Here is an 18,508-nt window from a genome sequence, read left to right on the forward strand (position 1 = left end):
TGGGTGAATTCGCTTAGTCGAGGGTCGAAAAACGCCATGGGCGGCGTGAGATGTCCAATTGGAGACACCCCGCCAATCGCAAAGCCGGTTTGTTTACGAATAATAGCAGCATCTGCTTTGCCCAGTGCTTCGCCCGCCAGATTTGATGCTTTGGTCGCGTCCACCTGATTACCGCCAGCAGTTAGGAACAAGAGACAGGTGCCCGACGTTTGCCCGAGGAAAATAATAGATTTCACGATCTGATCGACTTCGCAGCCAATTTCATCTGCAGCCGTTTGTGCGGTTGTGGCTTGGCCTGTTTCGCGGATCGTATCCGGTAGACCCGCTGCCAAGAGGGCGGCGCGTACACGCTCTAAGGATTTGCTCATGTTAGGCTCCAAACTGCTTAAACCGATAAAGCTTATCGTTTGTGCTCTTGCAAATCCGCACGCCGCACGCATTGATGTTCGTATGACAGACTTCACGTCCATAACCCGTGTGCCAACGCCATTTGATGTTTCCTTAGGGCAGGATGCGTTAAACCTTCTGCCGTCTTTGCCCGCGGATCAAATGGACCTGATCCGAGGTGCGGCAGGGTGCAGTCCCTATCTTAAGGGACTAATCGGGAAGGAAGCGGAGTGGCTGCAAACGGCACTTGAGGCGCCAGATATCGCGATTGAAACACTTTTCGTGGAGTTGCATGAAACAAATAGCAAAGCGCTTCCCATCGCATTGAGACAGGCCAAACGACGGATTGCGCTTATCACAGGCCTTGCGGATCTGGGCGGTGTTTGGCCGCTGGAAAAAGTGACAAGCGTTCTGACAGATTTTGCAGATCTTGCGGTGACATGCGCCTTGCGCGCCACGATTGGTGCAGAGATTGCACGCGCCAAGTTGCCAGGCATGACGCAGGACAACATCCAGGATGCGGGTGGGATGACCGTGTTGGCCATGGGTAAGATGGGTGCGCATGAGTTGAACTACTCGTCTGATATCGACCTGATTTGCCTGTTCGATGAAACCCACTTTGCGCCGGATGATTTTTACGAGGCGCGTGCCTCTTTCGTGCGCGCAACACGTAAGATGTCGGCCATGTTGAACGATCTCACAGGCGAGGGTTATGTGTTTCGCACTGATTTACGCTTGCGCCCTGATCCAAGCGTCACGCCTGTTTGCATGGCGATGGAGGCGGCTGAGCGTTATTATGAAAGCCTTGGCCGTACATGGGAACGCGCTGCTTATATCAAAGCGCGTCCTTGCGCTGGTAATTTTGAGGCGGGCGCTAAGTTTCTGAAAACGTTGACGCCTTTCGTGTGGCGTAAGCATCTGGATTTCGCGGCAATTCAGGACGCCCATGATATGCGACTGCGCTACCGCGAACACAAAGGGTTGGGCGGAGCGATCAAATTGCCCGAACATAATATGAAGCTTGGGCGTGGTGGCATTCGCGAGATCGAGTTCTTTACACAAACCCGCCAGATCATCGCAGGGGGGCGCGATCCTGACTTGCGTGTTCTTGGGACCGTCGAAGGCTTGACGGTGCTTAGCGAAAAAGGCTGGGTGCCCGATGCGGCGGCGCAGGATCTAACAGAACACTACCGAGCACATCGCGAGGTAGAGCACCGTTTACAAATGATTGGCGATGCCCAGACCCATAGCTTGCCTAAGTCTGATGAGGGTTTTGCGCGTTTGGCAGCATTTATGGGACGTGACGCGGCTGAATTGCGCGGCGATCTCCTTGAACGCCTAATTGCTGTGCATGAGCTGACGGAAGGTTTTTTTGCGCCAGAGGCACCTACAAAGACACATACAAAGTCTGTGTCGCACTCTTTGGACGACACGATCATTGAGCGTTGGCAGACCTATCCCGCACTGCGTTCGCCGCGTGCTTTGGAAATTTTCGAACGTCTTAAACCCGATTTCGTCGATCGCTTGTCACAAGCTTCAAAACCGAACGAAGCGCTTTTGGCATTTGACGGATTTCTTGCGCGCCTTCCTGCGGGTGTTCAACTGTTTTCGCTTTTCGAAGCCAATCCGCAACTTATCGACCTGTTGATTGATATCGTTGGAACAGCCCCTGCACTTGCACGTCATTTATCACAGAATGCGGGGGTATTTGATGCGGTGATCGCGGGTAGCTTCTTTGAGGATTGGCCCGGTCGAGACGTTCTGTGTGAAGAACTGTCCGATATTCTTCAACGCGAAACTGATTACGAAAGTAAGTTGGATGCGACACGCCGATGGTCCAAAGAATGGCATTTCGGGGTTGGGGTTCATCATTTGCGTGGCTTGGCGACACCTGAACAAATTGCGCGACGCTACGCCGAGCTGGCAGAGGCGTCATTGCGCGCGCTCTGGCCCCATGTGATTTCGCAATTTACTACAAAACATGGCCAAATTCCAGGTCGGGGTGCGGTTATTGTTGGAATGGGATCGCTTGGTGCGGGTCGACTGAATGCAACGTCGGATCTTGACCTGATAATGATATATGATGCGGACGGCGTCGAGGCGACTGTTGGGAAACGTCCCCTGCCTGTGCGCCAATATTACGCACGATTAACCCAAGCAATGGTTACTGCGATGACTGCGCAAACTGCTGAGGGGCGATTGTACGAAGTTGATATGCGTTTGCGTCCGTCAGGGACGAAAGGGCCTGTTGCGACCTCTTGGGAGAGCTTTAAAGACTATCAAAATAATCAGGCTTGGCTGTGGGAGCACTTGGCATTGACCCGTGCACGGGTCGTGGCTGGCAACGATGCACTCGCGCGCGATGTAGAAGCCTTGCGGGTGTCGATTATCGAGCGTGATCGTGATGCTCAAATGATTTTGAGCGAAGTCGGTAAGATGCGTCAGCGTATTCAAGCAGCAAAAAAAGCGCAGTTTTGGGATGGCAAGCTTGGTGCGGGTAGGGTGCAAGACATCGAATTGATTGCTCAAGCGGGCCTGCTTGGAAGGGGTGCGACCACTCGGGATATTGAAGAGGGCTTGAAGCATTGCGTCGCTTTGGGTTGGATGGAGGTCGCTGACTGTGCAGCATTGACGCGCAGTTACAGGCTGTTTTGGACTATGCAGCTTGCGATGAAGCTTTTAAGCGAAACGGTGATTGCTGATGATGCAATGCCGTCTTCAATTGGCCAGGGCGGACTTGCATTCTTGCTGCGTGAAACGGGCTTTGAAAGCTTAGATGATTTGCGCAACGGGATCGTTGAAATCGCACAAGAGACTGCAGCGGTTTTAGTGAATGTGGTTCCAGCCATGAAAGAGGATGAATAATGCGCGCACTCAAAGGTGATGAGTTTGATCCAAAGGGGTTAATAGCCGAAGCCTATAACATCGAGGGTATAACGGCATCGGAATGTCGCACCATCTTTCTGGATTTTGCGCTGAACCTAGAAGGCGATAGCGCGACTGCGATCAATATCCTTTTAAAGAGATTTGATCGCGAAGATCATCCGATGACCCTTGTTCTACGAGACGGTCTAACTGCGAGTGATCGCCCGCGCCGTCGCGGCGGATGGCGCAATCGCGAGCGCCCGTGACGCAGCTTTTGACCAAAGGCAAGTACCGCGCGCGCGCAAGTTGCGAACCCATTGATGTGCGTGCCGCGCAAGCGCTTCGCACCTTAGCGTTCGGGTGTGATGACGGTGATGCATTGGATGCGGAGTGCACACATATTTTGATTGAAGATCTGCATGATGGCACGCTGAAATGTTGCTACCGTATGCTCAAATTAACCGGAAAGGATGTGTCGAAAAGCTATTCGGCGCAGTTCTACGATCTTTCCCGTTTGGCGCATTTTGAGGGCCCGATGGTTGAGATGGGCCGGTTTTGCACGCATCCTGAGTGCGGTGTGGATACTGATCTTTTGCGTGTGGCATGGGGGGCTGTGACGGCTTTTGTAGATAACAACGCGATCGAGTTGTTGTTTGGTTGCTCCTCTTTTGCGGGCACGGATGCGAGTGCATATTTAGACAGCTTTGCCGTTTTGAACGCACGCCATACTGCTCCAATTCGGTGGGCACCACGTGTCAAAGCTGGGGGTGCTATTCAGTTTTCTAACCTTGTGGGCGATATGCCCGTTATCAAGGTTGTCCCCAATACGATGCCCCCGTTGTTGCGCACCTACTTGTTAATGGGGGGATGGGTTAGCGATCATGCGGTTATAGATCAAAAAATGAATACGTTGCATGTTTTCACAGGCGTCGAAGTGCGAAAAATCCCCTTAGCCCGTCAGCGGCTTTTACGTGCTGTCGTTGGCTAATTCAGACGCTGTGCGGGGGATATTTGAAAAAGGTGAAACAGGGTGCGTTGACCTTTGCGCCCAGCTTGCGTAGCTGGCACCTATGGCACGCGCACCCCTTCTTCAGCTTTCCGACATCTCCCTGACTTTTGGGGGAGATCCTGTATTTGATCACCTTGATCTTGCTGTTCAACCTGGCGACCGCGTCGCATTGGTTGGGCGCAATGGATCTGGAAAATCGACCTTGATGAAAGTCATGGCTGGTTTGGTCGAACCTGACAAAGGTTCAATTGTTGCTGGGCCGGGCATCAATGTTGGCTACATGGAACAAGAGCCCGAGATGAAGGGTTTTGCCACGCTTGGCGATTTCGCATTGAGCGAACTTGATCCGTCTGAAGTTTACAAGGTCGAACGCGCTGGTGCGGGTCTGAAATTTGATCCTGCGCGCGCGGTTGAAACCGCTTCTGGTGGAGAGCGCCGTCGCGCTGCTTTGGCGAAGTTAATGGCGGAAGCCCCCGGTTTGATGTTGCTCGACGAGCCGACAAACCACCTTGATATTGAAGCGATTGGTTGGCTTGAGACCGAGTTAAAAACGACGCGCACAGCGTTTGTTTTGATCTCGCATGACCGCGCATTTTTGACGGCTTTGACGCGCGCGACGCTTTGGATTGACCGGGGTCAAGTGCGCCGTCAGGAAAAAGGCTTTGAGGGCTTTGAAGCATGGCGTGACACTTTGTGGGAAGAAGAAGACATGCAGCGCCACAAGCTTGATCGTAAGATCAAGTCGGAAGCACGTTGGGCGGTTGAGGGCATTTCTGCGCGTCGCAAGCGCAACCAAGGTCGCGTGCGTGCGTTGCAAGATTTGCGGGCAGAGAAGTCATCCCAGATCAAGCGTCAGGGAACAGCTGCGATGGCGCTGGCGGATGGTCAAAAGTCCGGCAAGAAGGTGATTGAGGCGTTCGAGCTGTACAAAGCATTCGATGGCAAAGACATCGTTCAGAAGTTTTCGCTCACCATTCAGCGTGGGGATCGCATTGCCTTTGTTGGACCAAACGGTGTTGGCAAAACAACATTGATCAAAATGCTGATGGGGCAGGAACCTGTCGATAGCGGCACTGTGAAGCTTGGTAGTAAGCTGGAAGTTGCGATCTTTGATCAAGCGCGCGCGCAGCTTGATCCTGATATAACACTTTGGGACAGTCTGACGGGCGATCCTGAAATGCGAGTGTCTGGTAAAGCGGATCAGATCATGGTGCGTGGCATGCCCAAGCATGTTGTCGGCTACCTGAAAGAATTCCTGTTTGATGACGGTCAAGCGCGCGCACCTGTGCGGTCCTTGTCGGGTGGTGAAAAGGCGCGTCTTTTGCTGGCAAAGATCATGGCACGCGAAAGCAATGTTCTTGTGCTAGACGAACCCACAAACGATTTGGACGTAGAAACATTGGATCTGTTGCAGGATCTACTGGGCGAATACCCTGGTACTGTTTTGTTGGTCAGTCACGATCGTGACTTTTTAGACCGCGTTGCCAACACGACCGTCGCGATGGAAGGCGATGGTCAAGCGACTGTGTATGCGGGCGGCTGGACCGATTATCAGATGCAGCGCGCAGATGATGTGGCCCAAGCGGTTAAGGCGTCGTCGACCAAGTCTGCGAAAGGTGGTTCTGGAAGCGATGCACCCAAGACTGGCAAAATGACGTTCAGTGAAAAGCATCGTCTGGAAGAGTTGCCCAAAGAAATGAAGCGCTTGGAGGCAGAAATTGCCAAGCTTGAAGAGTTCTTGGGCACGCCTGATTTGTTCACGCAAGAACCTGCAAAATTTGCCAAGGCCAGTGACGCGTTGGTTGAGCGCCACACAGCGCTGAGCGATGCAGAGGAAGAATGGCTGCTGCTTGAGGAAAAAGCGGGCAGCTGATTATCGGCAAATTTTGGAGCGGGTAACGGGAATTGAACCTGTACCTAAAGCGTAGGCAGCTTACGTGATGCAAATTTTACCAATGATTTAGTTCACATTCAGTAGCCCGTTTGGTCGGCAGTTTGCGTTTCTCGGTCGCTGTGAAAGGTATTTTGCCCGAGTAACCCTTCGCCTCGGCAAACCGGCAAACCGGCAGAACGGCAGCGGCCTGTATTGTGAGGCGCTGGATAGGCGATCCCATTCGTTTTCTTTGCCAAACGCCGCTTGCAGGCAGAGTCCAGTCGCAGCCCAATCGTCGCGAGTACCTGGGTCGTAATTCTTGACAAAGGCATCCGCGAATTCACCGCCTGCCTTGCGTTTAAGGCCTGCTTTCTTAAGGATGAAGTCAGCAAGCTGTTTCATAACGTCAACGCGCTTTGGTGCATCGAACGTGACCCAGATGTTCATTCCATGACCGCCGCCCGACAGGAATAGTTTGTGAGGCATGTCATCTTCGATCAGGGCATAAACGACGTGTGATAGCTGCGCATAAAACCTCACCGACTGTCATTCGCATGTTGTGATCATCAATGCCAAAGATAAGACAGCGTGTATTACGGAGTCTTTCAGGATCGTTTTCTGAACCGAGGTTGAGCCAAATAGTGCGAAAGTCTTCGCCATGCGTAAGGTGTTCACAAATGAGATCATCCCTCAGCGGCTTGCCGATAGGACGATACCACCATTTTTCATCTTTAACGCTCCACTCTCGCACAGGATGGCCGCTCACAGTGGCGAGGTCTCGCCACAATTTCACACATTCCATGATGATCATCCCCGCGTTTCTACGCGGCTAGATTTCACCTAAGCGTCGAAATCTGATATTTTATACTTTACGCGACCTGCCATCTTGTAGAATTTTAATCCACGCCCATCGCAACGCCACGCTTCAAGCGACGACCGCACAGCCATTGGCTCACGTAGAAGCTCGTGATTAGACACAACGAAGTGCTTACCTGTCACTGACGTTGGCGAGTGGCGACCATTTGAGGCGTGCGGGCTACCGCACATGCAGAACCTGCTTCTTGGCATGAAACACATAGTCGGAACGATACACCTTCAACGGTTCAATGATTGCGTGATGCTCAGGAAGTAGGGGCAGGTCGAACGCACGACCGTTCTTCGTTTCGGGCGGGTGCGTATCTTGGATTTGATCCCAGCGCAGCGACAGGGCTTCTTCCCATCGCAAATCCGTAAAGAGCAGGAACCGATAGAAGGCGCGGTGAACGTCATTCGGTAGGTTGTCCACAGCTTCACGCCAAGCTTTGAGGCCTGTTCTGCGTACCACTCAATCGCCATTGTTGGGCTTTCGGGACGGTCAAATGTGCGCCGCGCTTGCCGCTCTTTACTATACGCTTATGCGACGACACGCACATATCCTTTGTGATTTCGTCGAGCAGCTCGTGAAGCCATTTAGACAGATGATTGCGCATCTGACCTTTGATCAACGTCTTGTTGGCGTCTGTTCGCAGCTTGGGACGGGCAAGATAGGTTTCCATCGGCCGTTCCAGTGTAGGCACCTTCGCCAGTGCGAGACATTTTGCTGAAACGCAGAGGCTTGGTCAGTTGCTAGTTGTAATGCGTCACCACGAGCGTTGGCTGCGGGCACCTGTGGGACGTTGCAAGGCTTTGTCCGTTGGGTGCGTCCATTACGTCATGCTGAAAGTAAAAGGTCTTGCGTGCTTTGCCTGTGAAAAGGCCGAAACCTTAGACCTCAGTGTCCCAAATCTTTTCGTTTGGCGGACCCTTTTAGCAAGCTGTTTGGGTAAGCTTTTTTTACTGCTGCCATAATTAGTCATGCCTTTGTAAGCGCTTTGCGGATAAATCACCGCAATTCGCTAGAACAAGGCGGGGCGAACACTCAACCGTTTGTCCAATATTTTCAAAGGTCTTGGTACGTTTTGGTGGAGTACGGTAGAGAACACGTTATGTTGAGACGCTGCCGTGATACCTCTTCACCATACCCGCATATAGATTGGGATACGTGTGCATCCCAATTCGGTTAAGTTTTCTTAGCCGCGTCGTTTGCGACGACGTCCACCACCCTCGCCATCACCACCGCCTGTATTGAAACTAACGTTCGGCAAGGTTGTGATCTTACTGAGCTCGGGGAAAGGGTCCGTCTTGTGCGGTATCGCGCTGGCATTGATAAAGTGCTCTTGGAATTTCGGTTCAATCGCGGTTTCGACTTTGGTGATCTGACCAACGGTGGCTTCGATTTCGGCGCGCGACGTCACGTTGCAAAGGGCAATGCGTGCGCCTGTACCAGCGGCGTTTCCTGCACTGGTCACCTTATCAAGGGGTGCATCTGGGATCATACCAAGCACCATCGCGTGTTTGGGCGAGATATGCGCGCCGAATGCTCCTGCGAGGACAACACGATCTACAGTGTCTACACCGCGTTCATCCATTAAAAGGCGCGCACCTGCGTAAAGCGCTGATTTCGCGAGCTGAATCGCACGAATGTCGCCCTGTGTCACGGTGATGCGTGGTCCACCATCCGCTGTTCCATCATGGATCAAATAGGAATGTGTGCGTCCCTCGGGGAAACTGCGTTGTGTGCCTGTTTGCGAGGCTGATCCAATTAAGCCGCTTTCATCAAGCAGTCCCGCCATGCGCATTTCAGCGACGGCCTCAATAATGCCAGAGCCACAGATCCCAGTGATTCCAGAGGTCGCAACAGCAAGATCGAACCCATCTTCATCAGACCAAATGTCAGAGCCGATCACGCGAAAACGCGGTTCTTTGGTGGCGGGGTTTATTTCAAGGCGCTCAATCGCACCGGGGGCGGCGCGCTGGCCTGAACTGATCTGCGCACCTTCAAAGGCTGGGCCTGTGGGGGAAGAGCACGCAAGCACACGGCTTTCGTCACCAAGCAAGATTTCGGCGTTAGTGCCCACATCAACTATGAGTACCAAGTCTTTGGATTTACCGGGCTCTTCGGACAATGCAACAGCAGCGGCGTCTGCGCCAACATGGCCTGCAATGCACGGCAGAAGGTAGACACGCCCGTTGTCATTCATCGCGTGCAGATCCATTTCGCGCGCATCAAGGCTCATTGAGCCAGACGTTGCGAGCGCAAATGGCGCTTGGCCAAGTTCGACAGGATCAATGCCCAAAAGCAGGTGGTGCATCACGGGATTACATACAAAGACGGTTTCAAAAATCGCGTTCGGATCAATGTCGGCCTCAGTTGCGATGCTTTCGATCAAGCCGTTGATAGATGTGCGCACGGCAACGGTCATTTCGACGTCGCCGCCCGGGTTCATCATGACGTAGGAAACGCGGCTCATCAGGTCTTCACCAAACCTAATTTGCGGGTTCATCAGGCCAGAGGACGCTTTGACTTCGCCTGTCACAAGATCACACAAATGCGCTGCGATGGTGGTTGATCCAAGGTCAATTGCAAGGCCGTAAAGACCACCTTCATAAAGACCGGGCCAAACATCCAAAATGCGCGCGTGCTCTTCATCGTGCCCCTTATTCAGCGCGACGGAGATCTGCCATTTGCCTTTGCGCAAAGCCGGTTGCAGTTTACTTAGGACGGGCAGGGCAGTGCGGACATCGTCAATATCCCATTGTTCTTTTAACGCACGTGCGACGCGCTCAAGATCGCCTGTTGGCGTGTGCATGTCGGGTTCATCAACTTCGACGAAATATAGGCGCGTTGCCGGATCCATCGTGATCGCGCGGTTTGAAGCGGCCTTGCGGATCACCTGCTTATGCACTTGGCTTTCTTCAGGCACATCGATCACAATGTTACCTTGTACCGTCGCCTGACACCCTAAGCGGCGACCTGCTTTCAGGCCACGCTTATCATCATAACGTTGCTCGACTGAATTCCACTCGGACAAAGCGCCCTCAACAGCCGTCACGCCATGTTTGGAGAAATCTCCATAAGACGGGGTGATCTGACATTTGGAACAAATCCCGCGACCCCCACAGACGCTGTCAAGATCAACTCCAAGCTGACGTGCAGCCGTGAGGACAGGTGTGCCAAGTGGAAAGTGACCACGCTTGCCAGAAGGCGTGAAGACTACAAGAGGATCGCCAGACATAATTTTTGTACCTGTGAGTTGGACAGCTTTTGTCGCTACATTAGGGTTCGCGCGTCAAAGGGAAAGCGTGCAAACGTCATAAACTTAACAATCGGCGTCATTATTTACACTTTGCGGTATTCGTTGGGTTTCAAAGCATGGACATTTCAATGTTTATTGCGCTTGTTAAGCAAGTTACCGACACACCAAGGACCCCAACCCATGTCCCTTCAGACGCCTTCGCCTGTCGATCAAGTGACTAATACAGATTTCTGGCGTCGCACTCCGCCGGCATTGTTTCCTGCACTCATTGGATTGATGGGCTTGGGGCTTGCGTGGCGGGCCGCTGCTGATTTTGCTCCAATAGGGGTAAGCCCTTTCGCAAGTTACATAATTTTAGGATTTGGTAGTGTTCTTTTGGTGTTCATCGTGGCGTGTTATTTGACAAAGATTGGCGCACGCCCAACGGTGATTATTGAAGACATGGCAAGTGTGCCGGGACGTGCTGGCGTATCGGCACTCACCGTAAGTCTTTTCCTCTTTTCGGCTGCAATTGCACCTGTGTCGCCTTTAGTCGCGGCATTCGCGCTTTTTCCAGGGCTTTTGGGGCATATCGCGACAGCTGGTTTAGCGATCTTAATCATGATGCGAACGCCGCAAGGTTTGATTGTGTCGCCCGCTTGGCATCTGAGTTTTGTTGGCTTCATAGTGGCCTGCTTGGCAGCGGTCCCCTTGGGATATACTGGGTTGGGTCAAACTATACTAACCATAACAATCATAGTCGCAGTCTGCATTTACGGCATCAGCCTTTTACAGATGAGCAAAGGCGATCTGCCAGAGCAAGTGCGCCCGCTTTTGGCAATACATTTGGCACCCGTTAGCTTGTTTACAACCGTTTCAACATTGCTTGGACACACAACACTTGCTTTGGTCTTTGCGGTTGGTGCGATGGGCATTGCAGGGGTTCTAATTAGTCGCGCTCGCTATTTGACCATTGCGGGCTTTTCTCCGCTGTGGGGGGCATTCACATTCCCGATTGCCGCGTTCAGCGCCGCATTCTTTACGTTAAGCGCTCAGATCAGTGCCTTTGGTTGGCTCGCTTTAATTCCCCTTGCTCTAGGCACGGTCCTGACGCCCTTCATCCTGTTTCGCGTCCTTAAGATGTGGTCAACTGGCGCACTGGCCACGAAAACAGGGGCCGCAGTCGCATAAAGCGTCTCAAAGCTCTTTTCATTCGGCCAAACCCGTGAAATAGGAAACTGCCAAACGACACTCCCAAGGAGACTCCCATGGAGATTCGCGAGGCCCTCACTTTTGACGATGTTTTACTGGTTCCAGCCGCGTCCAGCGTGCTGCCAAGTACGGCAGACACACGCACGTTTGTGACCAAGGCGATTGCCTTGAATATCCCGTTGCTCAGTTCCGCGATGGATACAGTCACGGAATCGCTGATGGCGATTTCTATGGCGCAAGCGGGCGGAATGGGTGTGATTCACCGCAACCTTGATATTGAAACGCAGGCCCGCGAAGTGCGTCGCGTCAAACGGTTCGAGAGCGGGATCGTGTATAATCCGATCACTTTGACCGCAAATCAAACACTGGCAGATGCCAAAGCCCTACAAGAACGCTACCGCGTCACGGGTTTCCCTGTTGTTGATGAAACGGGCCGTGTTGTGGGCATTGTGACCAACCGCGACATGCGCTTTGCGACGGATGATAAAACACCTGTGTACACGATGATGAGTTCTGAAAACCTTGCCATTTTGCACGAACCTGCGGATCTTGAAGAGGCGAAAAGCCTGATGAAAGCGCGTCGGATCGAAAAATTGCTGGTGACGGATGAGCAGGGCAAGTTGACGGGTCTTTTGACGTTGAAAGACACGGAACAGGCGGTGCTGAACCCGACAGCCTGCAAAGACTCGCTGGGACGTTTGCGCGTTGCTGCGGCGACGACCGTGGGCGATGAAGGCTTTGCGCGGTCCGAGGCATTGGTGGATGCAGGGGTCGATATGATCGTGATCGACACAGCGCACGGTCACTCTGAGGGCGTCGCTAAGGCGGTTGCCCGTGCCAAGAGTATCTCCAATAATGTGCAAATCGTGGTTGGCAATGTTGTCACTGGTGAAGCGACACGCGCGTTGATCGGCGCTGGTGCGGATTCGATCAAAGTTGGCATTGGCCCTGGTTCGATCTGTACAACCCGCATGGTTGCGGGCGTGGGAATGCCACAGCTGACCGCGATCATGGATTGCGCTGCTGCTGCGGGAGATATTCCTGTCATTGCAGACGGTGGCATCAAGTTTTCTGGTGATTTTGCCAAGGCAATTGCCGCTGGCGCATCTTGTGCTATGGTTGGTTCAATGATCGCAGGAACGGATGAAAGCCCGGGAGAAGTCATTCTATATCAAGGCCGTAGCTTCAAAAGCTATCGTGGTATGGGCAGTCTTGGTGCGATGGCGCGTGGCTCTGCGGATCGTTATTTCCAGAAAGACGCGGCCTCTGACAAGCTGGTTCCCGAAGGTATTGAGGGCCAAGTTCCCTACAAGGGCTCTGCGTCTGCGGTTGTCCACCAACTGGTGGGCGGTTTGCGGGCTGCAATGGGTTATACAGGCTGTGCGACGATCCCAGAGATGCGCAAGAATTGCGATTTTGTGAAAATCACGGGTGCGGGGCTAAAAGAAAGCCATGTACACGACGTTCAAATCACGCGTGAGTCGCCGAACTACCGGATCGGATAAAAGCATGACCCCAGGCGCGCGCGTATCAGCTGCAATTGAATGTCTCGATGCAATTTTCGAAGGTGCGCCCGCAGAAAAGGCCCTCACGGGTTGGGCGCGCCGGTCACGTTTTGCGGGATCTAAGGATCGTGCAGCCGTGCGTGATCATGTGTTTGACGCACTTAGACAGCGCGACACATACGCGGGTTTGGGCGGCGCACTTGCGGGCCGTAGTGTAATGATCGGCCTTGTAATAGCGCAGGGCCTGACGATGGATCATTTGTTTGACGGGCAAGGCTATGCACCTGCGCCGTTGACAGACGCTGAACGTCAAGCGCTCGCTGGCGTGATGTGTTCCTCGGATACCGTTGCCACACTCCCGTCAGAGTGGTTCTGGGACATGCCTGATTGGTGTGTGCAGGCGCTGGAACGTTCGCATCCCAATCAAGCTAAACAGATTGCAGATGCTCTCAAAAGCCGTGCACCTGTGGATATTCGGCTGAATTCAAAGTTAAGCACGATGGACGAGGCTATTCGCGACTTGGCGGTCGATGGCATTGAGGTCGAGCCGTGTGATATTGCTAAATCAGCCCTGAGGGTCACGCAAAATCCAAGAAAAATTAAATTATCTGACGCTTACTTGAGTGGAAAAGTCGAATTACAGGATGCGGGCAGCCAAGCATTGATCGAAGCGCTTCCCCTGACTGATGCGCACATAATTCTTGATTACTGCGCGGGTGGGGGCGGAAAAGCGCTGGCGATGAGCGCGATATGTGATGCAAAAATCTACGCCCACGATATTGATGCCGCGCGCATGAAAGACATCCCCGTGCGTGCAGAGCGCGCAGAAACCCACATCAGGTGCTTGGAAACCAGCGAGTTGGCGGACCAAGGCCCGTTTGATCTGGTTCTATGTGATGCGCCGTGTTCAGGATCAGGCGCATGGCGTCGCAGTCCGGATGCCAAGTGGCGCTTTACACAAGATCGGTTTGGTGAGCTCCTTGAAATCCAAAGTGACATTTTGCGCAAGGCGCATTTGCTTGTAGCGCCTGGCGGGTATTTCGTGTTTGCAACCTGTTCATTGTTCCACGAAGAAAATGAAGATCAGGTGAAGAGTTTTCTAAAAGAAATTCCGAGCTTCACTTGCATCCATCAGAAAAGTTGGACACCGCTTGATGGATGTGACGGATTTTTCGCGGCCATTTTGCAGCTTAAGGACTAGATTGGCAACCTAAGGTAGATTTTAGGTGCATCTTAAGATAGTGTTAATCAATTCGCCTTAGTTGCGAATGGAGCTATTTCGGGAGCGCTACGTGTCAGAAGCCATCCTACCCAGCAGTCAATCAATTTGGTCTGCACGCGCGTCTTCAGCATCTCGTGTTGTCTTGCCCTTGCTCGCGGCAGGCGTTTTTTACGCTGCATCGATCTCGCCAGATCGCATTTCCACCCTCATTTTGATCGCAATCGCCTGCGTTCTTTTGTTTGGTTGGGCAAGCCGGCTTGCGGTGTTCTCCAATAGCGTTTCCGGACAGATAGATCCATTGAAGTCCGCTAAAGCATTCTGTGAAAACGATCTTTTAGCGACGCTTATTTCTAACGACGCAGGCGAGGTGATTTGGTTTAATTCTGCCTCAAGCAATTTGATGACCCAAAGCAATCTGCAAACCATTTCAATCAAAGGATTTTTAGAACCACACCTCCCTAATGTCGCTGGTATCGTTCGACGGATGTCCAAACAAGTTGACCTTGAAGGGGCGTGTAAAGAACGTTTGGTTGGGCAATCTGGCCGCGTTGATATTCATGTGCAGCGTGTCGGTTAGCACCAGTTGTGGCGCATTGATTTGAAACTGCCGTCCAAATCGGATGAGCAGAATGAAACGGCAATGCTCACGATTGGTCGAAAGGGCACTATTCTTTATATGAATGGTGCTGCAAAGGATTTGATTGGTGAACGCGTCAAGGGTTTGAATCGATTGTTCTTCAATGGAATGCCCCCTGTCTGGACAGGTGCAATCCCTAAGCACTTCTAATGGAACGATAAAAGTCCATGTGAAAACACAGCAGTTGCAAGCTGATCGCTCTCACATGTTCCTCTCTCCGGTGAAAGTGGGCGCTGACGGAGGGACTACGTGTTGAAAGATCTGCCAATTCCAATCCTTCACTTGAGGCCAAATGGTGAAATTGAACAGGCAAATACCGAAGCGTTAACGCTTCTGGGATATTCAGACTTAATCGGATCCTGCTTGACGGACATATTTGATAGCCATGGGTTATTGATCGACGATTGGATCGATAAAGCAACCTCTGCAAACTCTATCATTGATGCAGAGTTTTTGCGTGTGCGCCGGGCAAAGAAAGAAACTGTCGTACAAGTTGCGCTGAAGCGGATTGGCAATGACGCCGATTCACGGCTTGTTGCGATTTTGACGGATGCCACAAAATTGAAATCCCTCGAAGCGCAGTTCGTGCAAAGCCAAAAAATGCAAGCGATTGGTCAATTGGCTGGTGGTGTTGCACATGATTTTAACAACCTTTTGACTGCGATTTCAGGTCATTGTGATCTTATGTTGCTGCACCATGATCCTGGCGATCAAGACTACGCTGATTTGATGCAAATCCATCAAAACTCTAACCGAGCTGCAGGACTCGTTAGCCAACTGCTCGCGTTTTCGCGCAAGCAAACAATGCAGCTTGAACATTTGGATTTGCGCGACACGCTGTCAGATCTTACTCACTTGTTAAATCGGCTTGTTGGCGAAACCGTCACTCTGACGCTGACGCATGATCCCGTATTAAAGCCCGTTCGTGCAGATAAGCGCCAGCTTGAGCAAGTGATCATGAACCTCGTGGTGAACGCCAGAGATGCAATGCCGAGTGGTGGAGAAATTACAATTCAAACGGAAAACACAACACTTAGCGTTCCCTTGCGCCGTGATCGTGTGACCGTGCCAACGGGAGACTATATTGTTGCGCGCGTACGCGATGTCGGTACTGTTATTGATGCAGATGCTTTGGAAAAAATATTTGAACCCTTCTATACGACCAAACACATGGGGGAAGGCACAGGTTTGGGGCTATCAACTGCGTATGGAATCGTAAAACAGACGGGTGGTTTCATTTTTGCAGATAGTGAACTGGGGCAAGGAACGTGTTTTTCTTTGTTGTTCCCTGCAAGCAATGATCAAGCCACAAAAATTGTGTCAAAAACAGAGACTTTGCCGAGACAATCAAAAACGATGTGCAGCGGCGTCGTCCTTTTGGTGGAAGACGAAGCACCCGTCCGTGCATTTGCATCTCGGGCTTTGGGAATGTGTGGATTTGAAGTGATTGAAGCAGAGTGTGCAGAAATGGCATTGGATATGTTTCAAGACAAAACCCTGAGGGTCGATGTGTTTGTAACGGATGTCATCATGCCAAGTATGGGCGGCCCAACGTGGGTGCGCAAAGCAATGGTTGATAGGCCCGACGTCAAAGTAATCTTTGTATCCGGCTACGCTGAAGGTGCTTTCCAAGGTGAAAACAAACAGCTTCCGGAATCGGTCTTTTTGCCCAAACCATTTTCCTTGGCTGAGCTTACATCGACAGTTCAAAGCCAACTTACATCCTAAAGCGTATTTTCATTAGGACTGCGTTTGAATGCTATTCCATAGATCAAATTCGTCTGCCATTTTACGTTTGAAACGCATTTCAACGTCCGCAGATAGGATCGGTTTGGAGCCCGCAGAAACATTCAGGCGCTCCAAGTTCAGAGGTCGCTTGAAACGATCCTCTAGGAATGCGGTCCAACCAGCCTGATCTTCGTATCTGAAGAGATGGTCGACCTTTGTCCTGTTTGGTCGGGGTTCCAAAAATTTGACCTGTGAGCCCACGTTGGCAACAGGCGGCTTGTCGCCTTTCATGTAGGCCAGAATGAAATCATCGAAACTGATTTCTGCAGTAGATTTAGGGTTTCCGTTCAGAAATGGCCGCTGTAGATACTTATACCAACTTCCAAGCCAGCTAATGGGTTCGCGCATCATTGCAAAGGTTTCCATTTCAGCCTTGCAAGCTTTCTCAAACATTGGCCGGAAGAAGCGATTGTAACGGTACACAGGGGCGTGCTTTAGTTCAGGTGGATCGGAAATTATCATGGATGCTTTGTCCGACAGAGCGGATTCGATGGCTGTCGTCCCTGTCTTGGGAACAGACAACAGAACCAATTTTTCTTTCCAAAACAAAAGTATAGAGAAAACTTCACCTCAAAATTTCATTCTACATCTATTCTTAACTGATCCAGCCCAATCTGCCATAGCGAAGATTTAACTTGATTTGTTCCTGTTTTAACCCCAATTAGAACATAATTGGAACATGCGAACCGATTGCTGCGCGACGCGGCATATGAAATAAGGAAGCAGAAACAATGGCAACGGCAGATTTATTGAACATGAGCAGCAAAGCAAACGCAGATAAGCAAAAGGCGCTCGACAGCGCGCTGGCGCAAATCGAACGTCAGTTCGGTAAAGGGTCGATCATGAAGTTGGGCGACGAAAGTGCCGTTCAAAAGATTGAAGCGACGTCCACGGGATCCCTTGGTTTGGATATCGCATTGGGCATCGGAGGTCTGCCAAAAGGGCGGATTATCGAGATTTATGGTCCTGAAAGCTCTGGTAAGACCACGCTGACGCTTCACACGATTGCAGAAGAGCAGAAAAAGGGCGGCGTATGTGCCTTTGTTGATGCCGAGCACGCGCTTGATCCACAATACGCCAAAAAGCTTGGCGTAGATATCGACGAACTTTTGATTTCGCAGCCCGACACGGGTGAGCAAGCTTTGGAAATCGTCGATACGCTGGTGCGCTCCGGTGCGGTCAGCATGGTCGTGGTCGATTCGGTTGCGGCCTTGACGCCAAAATCAGAACTTGAAGGCGACATGGGCGATTATAGCGTCGGCGTTCACGCCCGTTTGATGAGCCAAGCCATGCGTAAATTAACGGGCTCTATTAGTCGCACCAACTGTATGGTCGTCTTTATTAACCAAATCAGAATGAAGATTGGCGTCATGTTTGGTTCGCCCGAAACAACGACGGGTGGCAACGCGCTGAAATTCTATTCATCTGTCCGCCTCGACATTCGCCGCATTGGTGCCGTCAAAGATCGCGACGAAATTGTTGGCAACGCGACCCGCGTGAAAGTGGTTAAGAACAAAGTCGCTCCGCCGTTCAAGCAGGTTGAATTCGACATCATGTATGGCGAAGGCATTTCCAAAATGGGCGAATTGTTGGATCTGGGCGTCAAAGCGGGCGTTGTCGACAAAGCGGGGTCTTGGTTCAGTTACGGTGACGAACGGATTGGTCAGGGCCGTGAGAATGCAAAAATCTTTTTGAAAGAGAATACGCATATCTCGCTTGATATCGAAGATAAAATTCGCGCTGCACATGGACTTGATTTCGAAATCCCCGAAGGTGGGAAGAAACCAGATGATGACATCCTAGAAGCGTAAGTCTTCTACCCATCTAATTGAGTTATAGAGAGCGCTGCCGAATGGTGGCGCTCTTTTGTGTTTTAAGACGGATTGACGCCAAGACCTGAACGGCCTGTAGACACT

Annotated in this window: 16 protein-coding genes; 11 read left to right on the top strand and 5 right to left on the bottom strand. The window is 51.7% G+C overall.

Features of this window, described 5'->3' with window-relative positions; translation table 11 throughout:
- A partial coding sequence (locus QZ279_RS02475) for a YbaK/EbsC family protein (RefSeq protein WP_293447481.1) occupies positions 1 to 368 on the bottom strand: 368 nt, incomplete at its 3' end.
- 82 nt (positions 369 to 450) lie between these two features.
- Between QZ279_RS02475 and QZ279_RS02480 the strand changes: the two genes are divergently transcribed.
- From QZ279_RS02480 to QZ279_RS02495, 4 genes are all read left to right on the top strand, one after another.
- On the top strand, positions 451 to 3,252 hold the full coding sequence (locus tag QZ279_RS02480) for a glutamine-synthetase adenylyltransferase (protein ID WP_293447483.1): 2,802 nt from the start codon (positions 451 to 453) through the stop codon (positions 3,250 to 3,252).
- A complete protein-coding gene (locus tag QZ279_RS02485) occupies positions 3,252 to 3,518 on the top strand; it encodes a hypothetical protein (RefSeq protein ID WP_293447486.1) in 267 nt (88 codons plus the stop codon). The genes QZ279_RS02480 and QZ279_RS02485 overlap by 1 nt, the downstream gene beginning before the upstream one ends.
- Entirely contained in the window at positions 3,515 to 4,240 is a 726-nt protein-coding gene (locus QZ279_RS02490; protein WP_293447489.1) for a GNAT family N-acetyltransferase, read from the top strand. Before QZ279_RS02485 ends, QZ279_RS02490 begins: the two co-directional genes overlap by 4 nt.
- A gap of 82 nt (positions 4,241 to 4,322) precedes the next feature.
- Positions 4,323 to 6,134, top strand: a complete 1,812-nt coding sequence (locus QZ279_RS02495) for an ATP-binding cassette domain-containing protein (RefSeq protein ID WP_293447491.1) — start codon at positions 4,323 to 4,325, stop codon at positions 6,132 to 6,134.
- Between the two features lie 87 nt (positions 6,135 to 6,221).
- Here QZ279_RS02495 and QZ279_RS02500 read toward each other — a convergent pair whose 3' ends face one another.
- The 3 genes from QZ279_RS02500 to QZ279_RS02510 form a co-directional block, all read right to left on the bottom strand.
- Positions 6,222 to 6,674 carry a hypothetical protein gene (locus QZ279_RS02500; RefSeq protein WP_293447494.1) on the bottom strand — a complete coding sequence of 151 codons (453 nt, stop codon included), beginning with the start codon at positions 6,672 to 6,674 and terminating at the stop codon, positions 6,222 to 6,224.
- 496 nt (positions 6,675 to 7,170) lie between these two features.
- Positions 7,171 to 7,458, bottom strand: coding sequence for a hypothetical protein (locus tag QZ279_RS02505; RefSeq protein WP_293447497.1), 288 nt, complete (start codon positions 7,456 to 7,458; stop codon positions 7,171 to 7,173).
- A 724-nt stretch (positions 7,459 to 8,182) separates the two neighbouring features.
- Positions 8,183 to 10,228, bottom strand: coding sequence for an ASKHA domain-containing protein (locus QZ279_RS02510; RefSeq protein WP_293447500.1), 2,046 nt, complete (start codon positions 10,226 to 10,228; stop codon positions 8,183 to 8,185).
- Between the two features lie 201 nt (positions 10,229 to 10,429).
- Here QZ279_RS02510 and QZ279_RS02515 point away from each other — a divergent pair, with 201 nt between their 5' ends.
- From QZ279_RS02515 to QZ279_RS02540, 6 genes are all read left to right on the top strand, one after another.
- Positions 10,430 to 11,419: a tellurium resistance protein gene (locus tag QZ279_RS02515; protein ID WP_293447503.1), complete on the top strand. Its 990-nt coding sequence runs from the start codon at positions 10,430 to 10,432 to the stop codon at positions 11,417 to 11,419.
- A gap of 77 nt (positions 11,420 to 11,496) precedes the next feature.
- On the top strand, positions 11,497 to 12,945 hold the full coding sequence (gene guaB, locus QZ279_RS02520; protein ID WP_293447506.1) for an IMP dehydrogenase: 1,449 nt from the start codon (positions 11,497 to 11,499) through the stop codon (positions 12,943 to 12,945).
- A gap of 4 nt (positions 12,946 to 12,949) precedes the next feature.
- Positions 12,950 to 14,146, top strand: a complete 1,197-nt coding sequence (locus QZ279_RS02525) for an RsmB/NOP family class I SAM-dependent RNA methyltransferase (RefSeq protein ID WP_293447509.1) — start codon at positions 12,950 to 12,952, stop codon at positions 14,144 to 14,146.
- A gap of 256 nt (positions 14,147 to 14,402) precedes the next feature.
- A complete protein-coding gene (locus tag QZ279_RS02530; protein WP_293447512.1) occupies positions 14,403 to 14,744 on the top strand; it encodes a hypothetical protein in 342 nt (113 codons plus the stop codon).
- 6 nt (positions 14,745 to 14,750) lie between these two features.
- Positions 14,751 to 14,954, top strand: a complete 204-nt coding sequence (locus QZ279_RS02535; RefSeq protein ID WP_293447515.1) for a hypothetical protein — start codon at positions 14,751 to 14,753, stop codon at positions 14,952 to 14,954.
- A 102-nt stretch (positions 14,955 to 15,056) separates the two neighbouring features.
- Complete coding sequence (locus tag QZ279_RS02540) at positions 15,057 to 16,532, top strand: ATP-binding protein (protein ID WP_293447518.1); 1,476 nt, start codon at positions 15,057 to 15,059, stop codon at positions 16,530 to 16,532.
- Between the two features lie 12 nt (positions 16,533 to 16,544).
- Here QZ279_RS02540 and QZ279_RS02545 read toward each other — a convergent pair whose 3' ends face one another.
- The gene (locus QZ279_RS02545; protein WP_293447772.1) at positions 16,545 to 17,147 is read right to left on the bottom strand and encodes a gamma-glutamyl kinase; all 603 of its coding nucleotides are present in this window, start codon (positions 17,145 to 17,147) and stop codon (positions 16,545 to 16,547) included.
- A 176-nt stretch (positions 17,148 to 17,323) separates the two neighbouring features.
- Here QZ279_RS02545 and recA point away from each other — a divergent pair, with 176 nt between their 5' ends.
- Positions 17,324 to 18,403: a recombinase RecA gene (gene recA, locus QZ279_RS02550; RefSeq protein WP_293447521.1), complete on the top strand. Its 1,080-nt coding sequence runs from the start codon at positions 17,324 to 17,326 to the stop codon at positions 18,401 to 18,403.
- Positions 18,404 to 18,508: the final 105 nt, after the last annotated feature.

Source organism: Planktotalea sp. (assembly GCF_018607965.1).
GTDB lineage: Bacteria > Pseudomonadota > Alphaproteobacteria > Rhodobacterales > Rhodobacteraceae > Planktotalea.